A 13,381-nucleotide genomic window follows, 5' to 3' on the forward strand; every position below is an offset into this window, starting at 1 on the left:
GAAAGGCAGATTATAGCAAACTGGCTAATTTTTGATGAGTAGGCGGAGAGAATATTTTGTGAACCGTTGCCTTAAATTTAAAGCAAATGAATTTAAATTTTTAAGCTCCATAAATGACCAGAAAATTTTAAATTCAAAGTGTAAAAATCACTGCGCAAAACTTTGAATTTAAAAATTCCTACAGTACAAAATAATTAATGATTTAAATATTTTTATTTTTGCGCTTTTGCATGGTCACCGTGCAGCCAATTGAAGCGCTAATGATTGTGCCTAGTGCCAGCCATTGGGTCCACAATAAAGTTTCACCCAAAAAGATAAAACCGGAAAATGCTGCAATTGCAGGTTCCAGACTCATCAAGGTTCCAAAACTCAAAGCGGTTAAATTTCTAAGTGCAATCATTTCCAGGGTAAAGGGCAGTGCACTGGCCAATATTGCCAGAGCTAAAAAGTACATCAGGCTGATCGGTTCGAAAGTATGAGCTGGCATTCCTGCAAAGAGTGCAATTGGCATCAGTACCAGCATACCGACAAACATGCCTAAGCACACGGTATGGTTGCCGGAAACCCCGGAAGGCTTCTGTCCCGCGACGATATACAGTGCCCAGCAGGCACCTGCACTCAAGGCAAATAGAATACCAATCGGATCAAGCGGCTGTGCGGCCTGATCAAAGGGAAACAGCAGCACCAGCCCTAGAATTGCCAGTCCGACCCAGATAAAATCAAACTTCTGCCGGGCATGAAAAAGCGCCACACTGAGTGGCCCAATAAATTCAAAAGAAACTGCAATACCAAGTGGCAGGCGATCAATCGCCAGATAGAACAGCATATTCATGCCAGCCAGCGCTAAGCCATAACTGATAATCGCTGACCATTTCACCTGACGGAAATTGATTTGCCAGATTTTAAAAATCAACGCCAACACGGCTGCACCTAAGAGTAGGCGCATGGCTGAAACTGTCAGAATCGGGAACTGGCCAAACAGATATTTGGCAAAGGAACCACTGCTTTGCATGCTGATCATGGCGATCAGCAAAATCAGTGGCGCTTGCACCATCGGTGCAATTTTAAAATCTGGCATGACTAAATTTGGCTTCGAAGTAATCGAATACTGCGCACAGGAGCGGACTGTACTCAGGGAAAATAAATCCCTAAAAAATAAAAAAACCGCAGACCGAAGCCTGCGGTTTTTTCAGTAGTTGAATTAGAATAATACGCGTACGCGAATCGTGCCTTCAACTTCGTGTAGCGTATCAAGTGCTTCTTTAGATGCAGTCGCATCTACATCCATCACGAGGTAACCGACATCGCCTTTAGTCATCAGTGACTGACCAGAGATGTTGATGCCGTGTTCAGCAAACAGATTGTTAATCTTAGACAGAACACCCGGGATGTTTTTGTGGATGTGAAGCAGACGGTGTTTGCCTTCAGTCAATGGAAGCGCAATTTCTGGGAAGTTCACCGCAGAAAGTGTCATACCTTTGTCAGAATAAGCTACGAATTTTTCAGCAACTTCCAAACCAATATTCGCCTGAGCTTCCATAGTAGAACCGCCCACGTGTGGAGTCAGAATCACGTTTGGAATGTTACGCAGTGGAGAAACGAATTCTTCACCGTTCGCTTTCGGCTCTTTCGGGAATACGTCAACCGCGGCACCTGCAAGGTGACCTGCTTTCAGTGCATCCGCCAAGTCTTCGATCACAACACAGGTACCACGTGCCGCGTTAATGAAGATAGAACCTTCTTTCATTTGCGCGAACTGGTCTTTGGTCATGAAGTTACGTGTAGACGGAACATCTGGCACGTGTAGAGATACCACGTCAGCATTTGCCAAAAGTTCACCTAATGAACCGACCTGACGTGCATTACCTAAAGGCAATTTAGTCACTGTATCGAAGTAGATGACTTTCATACCCATGCTTTCAGCAAGCACAGAAAGTTGTGAGCCGATTGAACCGTAACCTACGATACCTAAAGTCTTACCACGTGTTTCGAATGAACCTACAGCAGATTTGTTCCAGCCGCCTGCATGTGTATCTGTCGATTTTTCAGGTACACGGCGAAGAAGAAGAATTGCTTCAGCAAGTACAAGTTCAGCAACCGAACGAGTATTTGAATAGGGTGCGTTGAATACCGGAATACCACGACGCATTGCTGCATCCAGATTTACCTGGTTGGTACCGATACAGAAACATCCTACCGCGATCAGTTTGTTCGCAGCTTCAAACACTTCTTCAGTGAGCTGAGTACGGGAACGGATACCAATAAAGTGCGCATCTTTGATCGCTTCTTTCAGTGCTTCACCCTCAAGCGCCGTTTTGCGATAGTCGATGTTGGTATATCCAGCTGCATTCAATGTGTCGATTGCGTTCTGGTGAACGCCTTCTAGCAATAGAAAACGGATTTTATCTTTAGGTAGAGATAGATGTTGGCTCATTACGGCTCCGCTACAAAGGCCAAATTTAGTCGCGGTATAATAGCATAGGAAAGTACCTGATTTACATTTCCTTCGTGACGTGAATATCAGGTATTTTTGCAAGTGATATTGGTGAAAATGATGATTCTGGTTGAATTAAACTATCATTTTCAAAGGTATATTAGCTAAATTGTCATTTTTTCAGGGAATCGCCTAAAAATAGCTTATAATATTGCGCCATGCTTTTAAAGCAGCCCGTTTTGATGCTTTAATGGTCATGTATCGTCTGAATTTCATACAGGCCTTGATGCCTGAAAAATATGCAAATAAACAGACGACCTTTCTCTTGTTTACTTCATGCTAGGTCTGCAAACGATGAATGCTCCAGTCGCTTTAACCCCTGAGTTATTGACCCAATTGACTGCAATTGTAGGTGAAAACCGTATTAAAACCGATACGGACAGCCTCCAGAATTGGGGTCGCGATCATACTAAGCACTTTGATCCAAACCCGTCAGTCATCGTTTTCCCATCAACCACTGAGCAGGTTCAAGACATCGTAAAATTGGCGAACCAATTTAACGTTGCAGTGACACCATCAGGTGGTCGTACTGGTCTTTCGGCAGGTGCAGTGGCTGCCAACGGCGAGATCGTAGTCAGCATGGACAAGATGAACCAGATTCTGGAATTCTTCCCGGCAGACCGTATGGTACGCGTGCAGGCAGGTGTCGTGACTGAACAGTTGCAAAACTATGCTGAAGAACAGGGGATGTATTATCCAGTCGACTTTGCTTCAGCAGGTTCATCGCAAATTGGCGGTAACATCGGGACTAATGCTGGCGGCATTAAAGTGATTAAATATGGCATGACCCGTAACTGGGTGCTTGGCCTGACTGTGGTGACGGGTAAAGGTGATGTATTACGTCTGAACAAGGGCATGATCAAGAATGCAACCGGTTATGCGCTTCAACATTTATTTATTGGTGGTGAAGGCACGCTGGGTCTGGTGACGGAAGCGGAAATCAAGCTTGAACGTCAGCCACAAGACCTGCAAGTGATGGTACTGGGTGTGCCTGACTTTGAAGCAGTGATGCCAGTGCTCCACGCTTTCCAGGCAAAAATTGATTTAACAGCGTTCGAGTTCTTTGGTGAACTGGCAATGCAAAAAGTCCTGGCCAATGGACATGTACAGCGCCCATTTGAAACTGAATGCCCATTCTATGTATTGCTTGAGTTTGAAGCGCCATTTGAGCCGATTATGGACAAGGCGATGGAAATCTTTGAACACTGTATGGAACAGGGTTGGGTGCTGGACGGTGTGATGAGCCAGAGTCTGGATCAGGTGGAAAGTTTGTGGCGTTTACGTGAAGACATCTCTGAGTCAATCGCGCCGTTTATTCCATACAAAAATGACATTTCAGTTCTAATCACGCACGTTCCTGCATTTATTAAGGAAATTGATGCGATTGTTTCTGAGAACTATCCTGACTTTGAGATCTGCTGGTTCGGTCATATCGGTGACGGTAACTTACACCTAAACATCTTAAAACCTGCTGATTTGTCTAAAGATGAATTCTTTGCCAAATGTCAGGTCGTAAACAAGTATGTGTTTGATACCGTGAAAAAATATGACGGTTCAATTTCTGCGGAACATGGTGTAGGTATGACCAAAAAGCCATATCTTGAATATTCACGTTCAGCTGAAGAAATCGAATATATGAAAGCCCTGAAAAAAGTGTTCGATCCGAAAGGCATCATGAACCCGGGTAAATTATTCGATCTTTAATCTGGTCAAATTTACAAAAGCGCATCGAAAGGTGCGCTTTTTTTATTGTTGTGTAATCGTACTTACATTGTCTCAATAGTCGGTAAAAAGAAAGCCCGGCATCATAGTTTTTGATAATAAAGACAACAATGGAAACAAGACCATGCTACGAATAATTTTATTGGCAACTTTGACTTTGGGTGTGGCTGTAACAGGTGGTTGTGCAACGACGCAGGATACAATTTTTAAATTACAGTCACCAGATACCCCACTAGAGCAGGTTTTAAAATTGCGCCCTGAACTGCGTGAGAACCTTGCAACAGTGGAACTACGTCAATTCTTTAATAATGTAGAGTCACCTACTGCAGGTCAGGTGAAAGTGACAGAAACCGGGCTGAAAGATGATTCGGTAAAAGCCATTCAAACCATTTATCACTTTAAGCTGGATGGTCGTCAGTGGGAGCTGGTCAATACTCAGAAAGCTTATCAATGCTTGCGGGGAAATGATAAGAAAAAATTCCAGCAAGAGCCGTGTCCATAATATTGTTTGCTCTTTAAACAGGTCTTAGTTAAAAGCGTATTTTAAGGATGCGCTTTTTTCTTTTTTTAAGAATGGCTTAATTTATTTTAAATTTATAAATACGCAACTTATAGAAGTTATTAAATAGTTATATTTAGATAGACTTAACCCAAAAAGCTTTAAACAATAAACTCTGCTACACTTTGCTAAATTTTTCCAAATTCAGCTCTTTTAAAATTCTAAAAAGAGTAAATGAGCCTTAACTCTTCCATGCAAAATATTCAAACGACAAAACTCACCCGTGCCACCATTATGTTCCCATTGGCGCTGGTACTGTTTGAGTTCTCCGTCTATATCGGCAATGACCTGGTACAACCCGCCATGCTCGCTATTACCAAAGAGTTTGGTGTGAGCAGTACCTGGGCGCCGTCGTCCATGTCTTTTTATTTATTGGGTGGGGCATTTATTGCGGCTGTGCTTGGCCCTTTATCTGATCGACTCAGTCGTAAAACCGTATTACTTGGCGGTGTGGCTTTCTTTGTTATAACTTGTCTGGCAATTCTGTTTGCTCCGAATATTGAAAGCTTTATTGCACTGCGCTTTTTACAAGGCTTCGGCCTATCTGTGATCGGTGCAGTAGGTTATGCCGCAATTCAAGAAACCTTTGAAGAACGTGATGCCATTAAAGTTATGGCACTCATGGCAAATGTGTCTTTGCTCGCGCCATTGTTGGGGCCTGTGCTCGGTGCCTTTATGATTGAGCATGTATCCTGGCATTGGGGTTTTATCGGGATTGCCTTCTTGGCTTTTTTGAGCTGGTTTGGTCTTAAAGCCAAAATGCCTGACCCTCAAATCAGTCGGGTTAAACAGCCGCTGAGTTATGTCTGGGATGACTTCAAAGAAGTACTAAAGAATAAGCGCTTTGTGACACTAACCATGTCATTGCCCACCATCTGCATGCCGTTAATGTTGTGGATTGCATTATCCCCAGTTATGCTGGTCGAGCATTTGGGCCTGACCAGTATGCAGTATGGTTTGGCCCAGATTCCAGTTTTGGGCGGCCTGATAGCAGGTAATCTGGTCTTGCTAAAAATCATCGACAAAATGCCATTAGGTCATACCGTCATGCGTGCCGTCCCGCTGATGTTTATTGGGACATTGGTCATCGTCGCGGGGCTGTTTATTCCAGAATATTTTGTACACTGCCTGATTCTGGGCATGACTCTAATCAGTTTCGGTGAAGGCTTGAGTTTTTCGGTTATTTACCGTTTTGCTTTGATGTCTTCTGAAGTGTCTAAGGGCACCGTAGCGGCTGCATTATCTGTACTAATGATGCTGAGCTTCTTCGCTGTGATTGAACTGGTACGGGTGATTTATGAAGCTTATAATATTGGGGGTTATAGTATTTCTTGTGCTGTGCTGATTGCACTGTGGTTTGGCATTCCAAGAGCATGTTTAAAAACACTGATAGCAGAAAGAAAGGAAAGAGGGGAGTTTTAAGCCTCTCCTTTTTAAATTTTTATATAAATGAAGGTATTTACTTTATATCCCTTTGATAAAATGTATTGAATGTTCTCTCTCCCTCTGCGAGAGAGTTAGAGAGAGGGAAATATTAATAAAATAATCTTCCCCTTGTGCTGCAGTACTGCTCATCTCCTAAAAGGAGAGGGAATGTCCATTACCATTTGATAATGATTGCAATCCCAAAATTAAGCTTCAGCCGGCTGCTCCAGCTTTTTTAATTTCATATCAAAGATAAATGGCCCAAATGGCAGAATTGAAGCGATCAGGCCCATAATAAACATATTGAGTGCCCATTTCTGTTTTTCACATACCGCAAACAGCACTACTATAAAAAGAATAAATAACACGCCATGCCCCATGCCGATATATTTCACCAAAACAGGATTGTCCATCATGTACTTCACCGGCATGGCAATAAATAACAACAGCAGGAAAGAAATACCTTCAATCAGGCCAATAAGGCGTAGGGTTTCGATGTTCATAAGCAAGTCAGAATATTTGGAAACTCTACGAGTGTAGCCGATATAAGTAGCAGAATAAATAGGCTTTATAACTATAAGTAATTGTATTTAAAATAAATAATTCAGAGTTGTATGGTTGGTTTTAGCTGTGTTTTTATATTGGTAAAATGATCTGTATGATTTATAAGATATAAAAAAGCACCTCCGGGAAGGTGCTTTGCTGTATTCAATGAATTAGATCACGCCACAGGCAATACGGTCACCACCACCGCCAAGTGGTTTAGGTGAATCAGAGTAGTTATCACCACCAGCATGAACCATGATGGCACGGCCTTGAACATCAGCCAGCTTTAAGCGTGGTGCAACCACAGTCACTTTCGCAGTACCATCAGCAGCTACTTTCAGCGCTGGCAAGTCACCGAGGTGACCACTCATTGGCGTACCGTGATTCGGTGCCTGATTGGTATTCAGGTGACCGCCCGCAGCAATTGCAGCGCCGACTTTACCGTCTTTTTCAGCAGGAGCACATGAACCATTTTCATGAATATGGAAACCACGTTCACCCGCAGGCAAGTTGCTTAAATTGGTACGAATCACCAGTCCTGCCGGGCTATCAGCCAGGTAAACCATACCAATCGACTGACCCACACCTTGTGGAGATACAGCATTTACCGTAACCGCTTTCATATTGTCGATACTTGGTTGAGTCGAGGAGGTTGCACAACCAGTGAACAGGGCCGCACTGATAATACCCAGTGCAGATAACTTGAACATTGATGACTTAAACAATGCAGACATGATATGGCATCCCATACTTATTTTGATTTTGTGTCCTCATTGAAACAGAGAATTTATGACAATTCTATATGGATTAAGCACTTAAATGTTTTAGCTTTGTAATGCGATATAAGCGCTGCCAACACCACTTAAAGTGACGATGTTGGTGGATCTTTCTTTTCTTCTTCCAGATCATAGGCCAGCGTGGCTTTCGGCATCATTAGCGGTTCATTCTGGCCATTTTCATGCAGCCATTCACGCCAGATTGCCAGTAGTACAGCCAGAATCACTGGACCGATAAATACCCCAATCAGACCGAAGCTGGCAATACCGCCAAGTACACCAAACATGATCAGCAGGAATGGAATCTGGGTTGCGCCGGAAATGACCAATGGACGAATTACATTATCGGCCGTGCTGACGATACAGACGCCCCATGCCATCACGCCAATCGCTTCGATAGTTTGACCTTGTGAAAATAGCCAGAGGGATACTGCACCATACGCCATAGGTGGGCCAAACGGAATCAGGGCAAAAATAAAAGTAATAATGGTCAGAACCATCGGGTTTGGCACACCTGCGACAAAGTAACTTACACCCGCAAGGAGGGCCTGTGCAATTGCAGTCAGTCCAACACCATAGACCACGGCACGCGTGGTATCAGAAATGGTATCCAGATAATGATGCACACGTGGACCAATCACTTTTTCTAAGGCTTTGCTGACCTGTTTCAGAATGATTTCGCCATCACGGTAGAAAAAGAACAAAGACAGCATCGCAAAACCTAACTTAATCAGGTTTTTGCTGATTTCATTAAATACCACTTTACCGTAGTTCAGGTGCCCCTGAATCCAGATGGAAATATTCTGGACAATGCTGTTTGGGTCGTTATTGATATCACGCAAGGTACGGGAAATTTCCTTACCTACAAGGGGCAGATTACGAATAAAGTCTGGAACATTGAGATGACCAGAAAAGACCTGTTTCTGTAATTCGTAATACAGGCTACGACCTTCATGTTGCAGCAGGAAGATGGCAAATGTTAGTGGAATACCGACCACCAGCGTTACCATAATCATCATGATAATCGCACTCAGGTTCGGTCTTGAACCGACAGAGCGTTTGATAGACTGATACAGAGGCCAAGTCATATAGGCAATAATGGCTGCCCAAACTACAGGTACAATAAAGTATTTGAGTACATTAAAACTCAAATAAAGCAGGATAAAAAATAATCCAAACAATAAAACTTTTTGTAATGTAGGCGCGTATTGTTGCACTGAATTCAATGACTCATTCCTTAGGTCTGTCAGGCATATTAACTGAAAAAAAGCCGGGCGCAAATGTACACTGACAAAGTTATACGGATTCTTTTATCAAAAAAAAGATATCGTACGCTGCGAGTTTAGAACCATTGGGCTGGATCATCGATAATGGCATTTAATACAGGTTGCCATTGTGCCTGCATTTCCCGGTACATTTTTTGTGGTTTATCGAAAATCGACAGACCTTCCATCGCCAGACGTCCATACGGTGCACGTTCAGAAATCCATGCCACCGGCTGCTGTTCAATACGGTCAAAGAACTGCTGAATTTCCTGATTCGATGCTGCATTCGGCCTGTTACGATTTGCCAGAAGCAGAATCTGGACTTTACCTTTACGAATCCGCTTGATTTCCTGAAGATGTTTCAGAAAACGGCGGGTCGAATCGATATCAAAAAATGAAGGCTGTAAAGGAATGATAATGGCATGTGCTTCACTGACCAGTTGTTCCGCATGCTCACCATTTAAAGCGCCTGGCGCATCAATGATCAGGTATTCGATTTTCTTGGGTGCATCGCCAATAGATTTGGTACTACGCCAGTCCAGACTCTGAATCGGAGCAGCATTTTCAGGGCGATGTTTTAGCCATTGCAGTGCAGATTTCTGGTTATCGGCATCAGCAAGCGCAACCTTGTAACCTTTTTGGGCCAGTGCTGATGCTAGGCTGATGGCAGTCATTGTCTTGCCACAACCACCTTTCTGATTTGCAACTAAAATTGTTTTCATGAGTGGGGGTGATTTATTTATGTACATTGCTAGCATATCATTCTTTTCTGATCGGCAGATGGCGGAAAACCTCGACTTCAGTCGAATCTAACCATAACTTAAGTGAAAATTAAGGAAGATTGAATGTCCATATGGATGGCAATGTTAATAGGAGCGTGTATCGGGATTGTGCTAACCACACTCATTCTGGGGCAAAGCCGTAATGGCCGCATCAAGGCAGAATATGAACAGTATATTGCCGAGCTGGAATTGGAACATCAGCAGGCTCTGACGGCCGCCCAGAAGCGTAGCGTAAATACCAGCCGTGCTGTACTCAAGGGGAAAATGGCCGAACAGTTAGCACCGATTATGCCTGAATTTCAGTATTTACCCAGTGATGCCAAGTTCCTGGGTGATCCGGTAGATTATGTAGTTTTTGATGGTTATACCGACTTCCGTGATGGTGATGGTCTGGCCGAAGATATTGAAGTGGTGCTGATTGATATCAAGAGTGGTGGCGCAAGGCTGAGCAAAGGGCAACAGGCAATTGCCCGGGCAATTCAGGAAGGACGGGTACGCTTTGAAACCATCCGTATCGATTTTGAAGAATTCGAGGATTAGGAAAAGATCATATGGATAAGTTACTGATCACCGCAGCACTATTCGCATTTGGGATCTGGGTCTGGTCAGAGTATTTTCGCGCTATCCCTCATCTGGAAGAAAGCGGCGTTCTCAAGAATTTTAAGGTAGAAGCGGTGCAGCCTGTTTCAGCAACGTATACAGTGCTGGATAAATCGTTTATCAAACCAAACCGTCGGGTCTTGCATCAGGCCAGTCCCTTTGTGGGCAGTTTTAATGATCTGGCCTATGTCAGTAATATTGATATCTTGCTGGCGATTCAGCCTTTGCCCACTACTATGCAGGCTAAACTGCAGCTCGATCAGCCAAAACGCTGCTTCCAGATTGAAGGTACAATCAATACAGCGGAGCAGGAAGCCATTAAAACCCATGTACAGCACTTTAGCCTGATTGCCGCCAATGAAAATATTGCCAATCAGATTCGCCGTCTGAAATCAGGGCAGCAGGTTCATCTTCAGGGTAACATTGTCACTGTACAGTCGGGTACTACAGGTCAGGCTTTTCAGGCAGGAATCGGGTCGAAACATCGCGCCCAATGTCAGTTGCTTAAAGTGCATGCTATTCAGGTGAATTGATTTTATTTAATGCATCAAACAGGCTTACGTGCCCGGGCCAGCAACATACGCTGTCCAATACTTGGAATACCAGCGGCATCGACATATTTTACTTCATCCAGTTCAAAACCAGCTTCAAGTAAAGCAGTTTCAATATCCCGATCAAGATGGCAGCCATCCGCGACTTTTTTCTGAATCGGGGTCAATAAATGCTGTAAACGTTGTATGTTCAGATTCTGCCGATTCAGTACATGTTCTGCTACATGCAAAGTTCCACCCGGCATCAGTACCCGATAAATCTCCTTCAGGCTTTGATACAGATCAGGAATACTGCAGAGAGTCCAGGTTGAAACTACATTTTCCAGCTGATCACGATCAAAAGGTAATGCTTCAGCACTGGCAAGAATGTGCTCAACCACAAAAGGCGTCGTCTGAATCCGCTCTTGGCCTAATTTAAAAATTTCGAGATTAGGCTCTAAGGCATAGACGGTATGGACGCCTTGATAGAAGGGTAGATTCAGCCCGGTACCGAAACCGATTTCCAGAACTTCACCAGAAACCCCAAGTAGCAGTTCACGGCGCAGATCCATGAGTGATGCGGTTTGCATGACCTGATTTAGCAGATGCGGGAAAATGTGTTTTTGATAAAGTTTATACAGCATGATTTTAGGTTCAATTTATTGCTGGATTGCGCTTAGCTTAACCGAAAATTCCTCGGTAAATATAATTTTTAGTACGACTCATTCATAGCACATTGTTACCAATTTCAACTATTTCCTTCATAAGTTCGCGCTAAGATATTTGGTAAACAGATGAACTGAGATGGTTGGGATAAAAGCAAGATGAGGTTGAAAAGCATGAAGCATATTGCCCTGTGTCTGGGTCTGATGTTACCGGTGCTGTCACAAGCATCCGTAGAACATAATATTGCCAAAGGCTTGCCACCCGTGGCAAAAGGCCAGTCAATTTCGGTATTGCAGCCGTTTAAAGGTGATTTCCGGATCTTGGGTTCAAAAATTTATAATAATGATCCGCAGGCCAAATTTTCTCCAATTGATTATGCAGTAAGTTGGGGACTATTTGCTGAACCGGAAATTGCCCGGCATATCACGGTAAACCAGTATGACCGCTATCTGAACTGGAAAATGGATCGTATTCCAGTGCCTAAAGCACAAGCCATGCAGATGGTATCCAATATGCATATCATTCCTGCCAATCCGCAGATTGCCAAAGCCATTAAACAGGTCAAACGTGGTGATCTGGTCCGTTTGAAAGGCGAGCTGGTTGAAGTGCGAGATAAAGATCTGGTATGGACCTCATCATTGACTCCGACCGATACAGGTGATGGCGCGTGTGAAGTGTTTCGTGTTAATTCAATTCAGTGGATTGAAAAGGTACAACGTAGTTAGTGATAAAAGTTCATTCATGGCAATTTATAGGAAAAGAAAACCGCTCAAAGGAGCGGTTTTTTTATAGCTTGATTGAGCATTTATTTAGCAGCTAGCGCTTCGCCTTCAAACTGAATCCCATCCCAGCCATTGAGCATGAACTGACGGATATTCTGGTGGTCGGTCGCTTCAGGCGTTGCCAGTACTGCGGCATAGTGTTCAGCAAACAGACTCAAAGTTTGCGCCTGATCCAGACCATTCAATTTAGCAAAAGAGAATACTTTTGCACTACCCTGGTTTTCAGTAGCGGCATTGGCTTGTTGACCATTTTTAAAAGCTGTTGGTGTGTGCTGATAGCGTGCATCAATGAATGCAATTACATCAGCAAATTTTGCTTCGCCAGCAGCCAATTGAGCCAGTAATTCCTGAGCCATGGGGTTTCCCTCTAGAACTTAAATAAATATGAATGGTGTCGAATATACCAATTTTTTGGCAAAGATCCATGTTCATTGTGCAATTTTAGGTGCATGATGTTATTCATTATTCTCGCCCAATATAAGGGCTGATGACGTATTCAGGATTGAAGGATAACGGAGAGGACATGAACTGGCTTTTGGTGGCAATGGGCGGCGCAATCGGGGCGACACTGCGTTATGCAACAGGCATGCTGATTTTCAAGCCGCAGATGTTATTTCCTTGGCCGACCTGGTGGATCAATATTATCGGTTGTTTATGTGCGGGGATCTTCTTTGCCTTTAGCCAGAAATACAGCTTTCTACAGAATGAAGCACGGCTGTTATTTATGGTGGGGATCTTGGGTGGTTTTACTACTTTTTCCAGTTTTGGTTTGGAAACTTTTCAGCTGCTTAAACAGGGAGCGCTAACAATTGCTATCAGTTATGTCGTATCCAGTGTGATTGTCGGTGTACTGCTGCTGGGAATTGGTTTCTATCTGACTCAGCTGGCTTTAGCGCAGGCATAAAAAAGTCAGGAAACTAGGGAGATTTCCTGACAATAGAGGATTTAGAAATGAGACATTAAGGTTTAACTGCGTTTAAAGCGTGCAAAACGTTTATTGAAGCTTGCTACGCGGCCTTCATTACTGGTTTGACGCTGTTCACCGGTATAGAAGGGGTGAGACGCACTTGAAATATCGAGAGTGACATAAGGGTAAGTTTTGCCTTCGTATTCACGGGTCTGGCTGGAATTCATGGTGCTGCCAATAATGAAATAAACATCGGCATTGGTATCATGAAATAGTACTTCACGATACTCTGGATGGATATCTGGACGCATATTTTTTACCTTGCTT

16 protein-coding genes are annotated in these 13,381 nt (G+C 43.5%); 7 read left to right on the top strand and 9 right to left on the bottom strand.

The features are described from left to right. Positions 1-202: 202 nt before the first annotated feature. Both C3420_RS00875 and serA read right to left on the bottom strand, forming a co-directional pair. Positions 203-1,078, bottom strand: coding sequence for an EamA family transporter (locus tag C3420_RS00875; protein ID WP_048881790.1), 876 nt, complete (start codon positions 1,076-1,078; stop codon positions 203-205). Between the two features lie 123 nt (positions 1,079-1,201). Continuing rightward, the gene (gene serA / locus C3420_RS00880; RefSeq protein ID WP_048881791.1) at positions 1,202-2,434 is read right to left on the bottom strand and encodes a phosphoglycerate dehydrogenase; all 1,233 of its coding nucleotides are present in this window, start codon (positions 2,432-2,434) and stop codon (positions 1,202-1,204) included. Positions 2,435-2,788: 354 nt separating this feature from the next. Between serA and C3420_RS00885 the strand changes: the two genes are divergently transcribed. The 3 genes from C3420_RS00885 to C3420_RS00895 all read left to right on the top strand — a co-directional run bounded on the left by C3420_RS00885 (position 2,789) and on the right by C3420_RS00895 (position 6,197). Further along, positions 2,789-4,198: an FAD-binding oxidoreductase gene (locus C3420_RS00885; RefSeq protein ID WP_026056737.1), complete on the top strand. Its 1,410-nt coding sequence runs from the start codon at positions 2,789-2,791 to the stop codon at positions 4,196-4,198. 142 nt (positions 4,199-4,340) lie between these two features. Next, positions 4,341-4,718 (top strand): hypothetical protein, encoded by a 378-nt coding sequence (locus C3420_RS00890; RefSeq protein WP_004896201.1) that lies wholly within the window; start codon positions 4,341-4,343, stop codon positions 4,716-4,718. 249 nt (positions 4,719-4,967) lie between these two features. Beyond that, a complete protein-coding gene (locus tag C3420_RS00895; protein WP_004896199.1) occupies positions 4,968-6,197 on the top strand; it encodes an MFS transporter in 1,230 nt (409 codons plus the stop codon). A gap of 209 nt (positions 6,198-6,406) precedes the next feature. Here C3420_RS00895 and C3420_RS00900 read toward each other — a convergent pair whose 3' ends face one another. The 4 genes from C3420_RS00900 to C3420_RS00915 all read right to left on the bottom strand — a co-directional run bounded on the left by C3420_RS00900 (position 6,407) and on the right by C3420_RS00915 (position 9,509). Then, on the bottom strand, positions 6,407-6,703 hold the full coding sequence (locus C3420_RS00900; RefSeq protein WP_103799822.1) for a DUF3817 domain-containing protein: 297 nt from the start codon (positions 6,701-6,703) through the stop codon (positions 6,407-6,409). A 213-nt stretch (positions 6,704-6,916) separates the two neighbouring features. After that, complete coding sequence (gene sodC, locus C3420_RS00905; RefSeq protein WP_004809907.1) at positions 6,917-7,480, bottom strand: superoxide dismutase family protein; 564 nt, start codon at positions 7,478-7,480, stop codon at positions 6,917-6,919. Positions 7,481-7,608: 128 nt separating this feature from the next. After that, complete coding sequence (locus C3420_RS00910; protein ID WP_004896196.1) at positions 7,609-8,748, bottom strand: AI-2E family transporter; 1,140 nt, start codon at positions 8,746-8,748, stop codon at positions 7,609-7,611. Positions 8,749-8,864: 116 nt separating this feature from the next. Then, positions 8,865-9,509 carry a ParA family protein gene (locus tag C3420_RS00915; protein ID WP_004809903.1) on the bottom strand — a complete coding sequence of 215 codons (645 nt, stop codon included), beginning with the start codon at positions 9,507-9,509 and terminating at the stop codon, positions 8,865-8,867. Between the two features lie 123 nt (positions 9,510-9,632). Here C3420_RS00915 and C3420_RS00920 point away from each other — a divergent pair, with 123 nt between their 5' ends. Next, positions 9,633-10,109, top strand: a complete 477-nt coding sequence (locus tag C3420_RS00920; protein WP_004809901.1) for a Holliday junction resolvase-like protein — start codon at positions 9,633-9,635, stop codon at positions 10,107-10,109. Between the two features lie 11 nt (positions 10,110-10,120). After that, entirely contained in the window at positions 10,121-10,702 is a 582-nt protein-coding gene (locus tag C3420_RS00925) for a hypothetical protein (protein ID WP_048881793.1), read from the top strand. Between the two features lie 14 nt (positions 10,703-10,716). Here C3420_RS00925 and C3420_RS00930 read toward each other — a convergent pair whose 3' ends face one another. Beyond that, the gene (locus C3420_RS00930) at positions 10,717-11,343 is read right to left on the bottom strand and encodes a class I SAM-dependent methyltransferase (RefSeq protein ID WP_004896194.1); all 627 of its coding nucleotides are present in this window, start codon (positions 11,341-11,343) and stop codon (positions 10,717-10,719) included. 195 nt (positions 11,344-11,538) lie between these two features. Here C3420_RS00930 and C3420_RS00935 point away from each other — a divergent pair, with 195 nt between their 5' ends. Continuing rightward, positions 11,539-12,090 carry a hypothetical protein gene (locus C3420_RS00935; protein ID WP_004809895.1) on the top strand — a complete coding sequence of 184 codons (552 nt, stop codon included), beginning with the start codon at positions 11,539-11,541 and terminating at the stop codon, positions 12,088-12,090. A gap of 80 nt (positions 12,091-12,170) precedes the next feature. On the opposite strand, the gene C3420_RS00940 is transcribed toward C3420_RS00935, so the two are convergent. Continuing rightward, positions 12,171-12,503, bottom strand: a complete 333-nt coding sequence (locus tag C3420_RS00940) for a HopJ type III effector protein (protein WP_004896192.1) — start codon at positions 12,501-12,503, stop codon at positions 12,171-12,173. A 167-nt stretch (positions 12,504-12,670) separates the two neighbouring features. On the opposite strand from C3420_RS00940, the gene crcB reads away from it, so the two are divergent. After that, entirely contained in the window at positions 12,671-13,051 is a 381-nt protein-coding gene (gene crcB / locus C3420_RS00945; protein ID WP_004896190.1) for a fluoride efflux transporter CrcB, read from the top strand. Positions 13,052-13,113: 62 nt separating this feature from the next. On the opposite strand, the gene C3420_RS00950 is transcribed toward crcB, so the two are convergent. Further along, positions 13,114-13,365: a type B 50S ribosomal protein L31 gene (locus tag C3420_RS00950; protein WP_048881794.1), complete on the bottom strand. Its 252-nt coding sequence runs from the start codon at positions 13,363-13,365 to the stop codon at positions 13,114-13,116. Positions 13,366-13,381 lie beyond the last annotated feature (16 nt).

Origin of the sequence: Acinetobacter sp. ACNIH3, from assembly GCF_002918965.1 — a bacterium.
Lineage (GTDB): Bacteria > Pseudomonadota > Gammaproteobacteria > Pseudomonadales > Moraxellaceae > Acinetobacter > Acinetobacter schindleri.

Excerpts from the sequence above, each read along its gene's own strand:
- C3420_RS00875 (WP_048881790.1), bottom strand. The coding sequence starts at position 1,078 with ATGCCAGATTTTAAAATTGCACCGATGGTGCAAGCGCCACTGATTTTG.
- serA (WP_048881791.1), bottom strand. The coding sequence starts at position 2,434 with ATGAGCCAACATCTATCTCTACCTAAAGATAAAATCCGTTTTCTATTG.
- C3420_RS00885 (WP_026056737.1), top strand. The coding sequence starts at position 2,789 with ATGAATGCTCCAGTCGCTTTAACCCCTGAGTTATTGACCCAATTGACT.
- C3420_RS00890 (WP_004896201.1), top strand. The coding sequence starts at position 4,341 with ATGCTACGAATAATTTTATTGGCAACTTTGACTTTGGGTGTGGCTGTA.
- C3420_RS00895 (WP_004896199.1), top strand. The coding sequence starts at position 4,968 with ATGCAAAATATTCAAACGACAAAACTCACCCGTGCCACCATTATGTTC.
- C3420_RS00900 (WP_103799822.1), bottom strand. The coding sequence starts at position 6,703 with ATGAACATCGAAACCCTACGCCTTATTGGCCTGATTGAAGGTATTTCT.
- sodC (WP_004809907.1), bottom strand. The coding sequence starts at position 7,480 with ATGTCTGCATTGTTTAAGTCATCAATGTTCAAGTTATCTGCACTGGGT.
- C3420_RS00915 (WP_004809903.1), bottom strand. The coding sequence starts at position 9,509 with ATGAAAACAATTTTAGTTGCAAATCAGAAAGGTGGTTGTGGCAAGACA.
- C3420_RS00920 (WP_004809901.1), top strand. The coding sequence starts at position 9,633 with ATGTCCATATGGATGGCAATGTTAATAGGAGCGTGTATCGGGATTGTG.
- C3420_RS00925 (WP_048881793.1), top strand. The coding sequence starts at position 10,121 with ATGGATAAGTTACTGATCACCGCAGCACTATTCGCATTTGGGATCTGG.
- C3420_RS00930 (WP_004896194.1), bottom strand. The coding sequence starts at position 11,343 with ATGCTGTATAAACTTTATCAAAAACACATTTTCCCGCATCTGCTAAAT.
- C3420_RS00935 (WP_004809895.1), top strand. The coding sequence starts at position 11,539 with ATGAAGCATATTGCCCTGTGTCTGGGTCTGATGTTACCGGTGCTGTCA.
- C3420_RS00940 (WP_004896192.1), bottom strand. The coding sequence starts at position 12,503 with ATGGCTCAGGAATTACTGGCTCAATTGGCTGCTGGCGAAGCAAAATTT.
- crcB (WP_004896190.1), top strand. The coding sequence starts at position 12,671 with ATGAACTGGCTTTTGGTGGCAATGGGCGGCGCAATCGGGGCGACACTG.
- C3420_RS00950 (WP_048881794.1), bottom strand. The coding sequence starts at position 13,365 with ATGCGTCCAGATATCCATCCAGAGTATCGTGAAGTACTATTTCATGAT.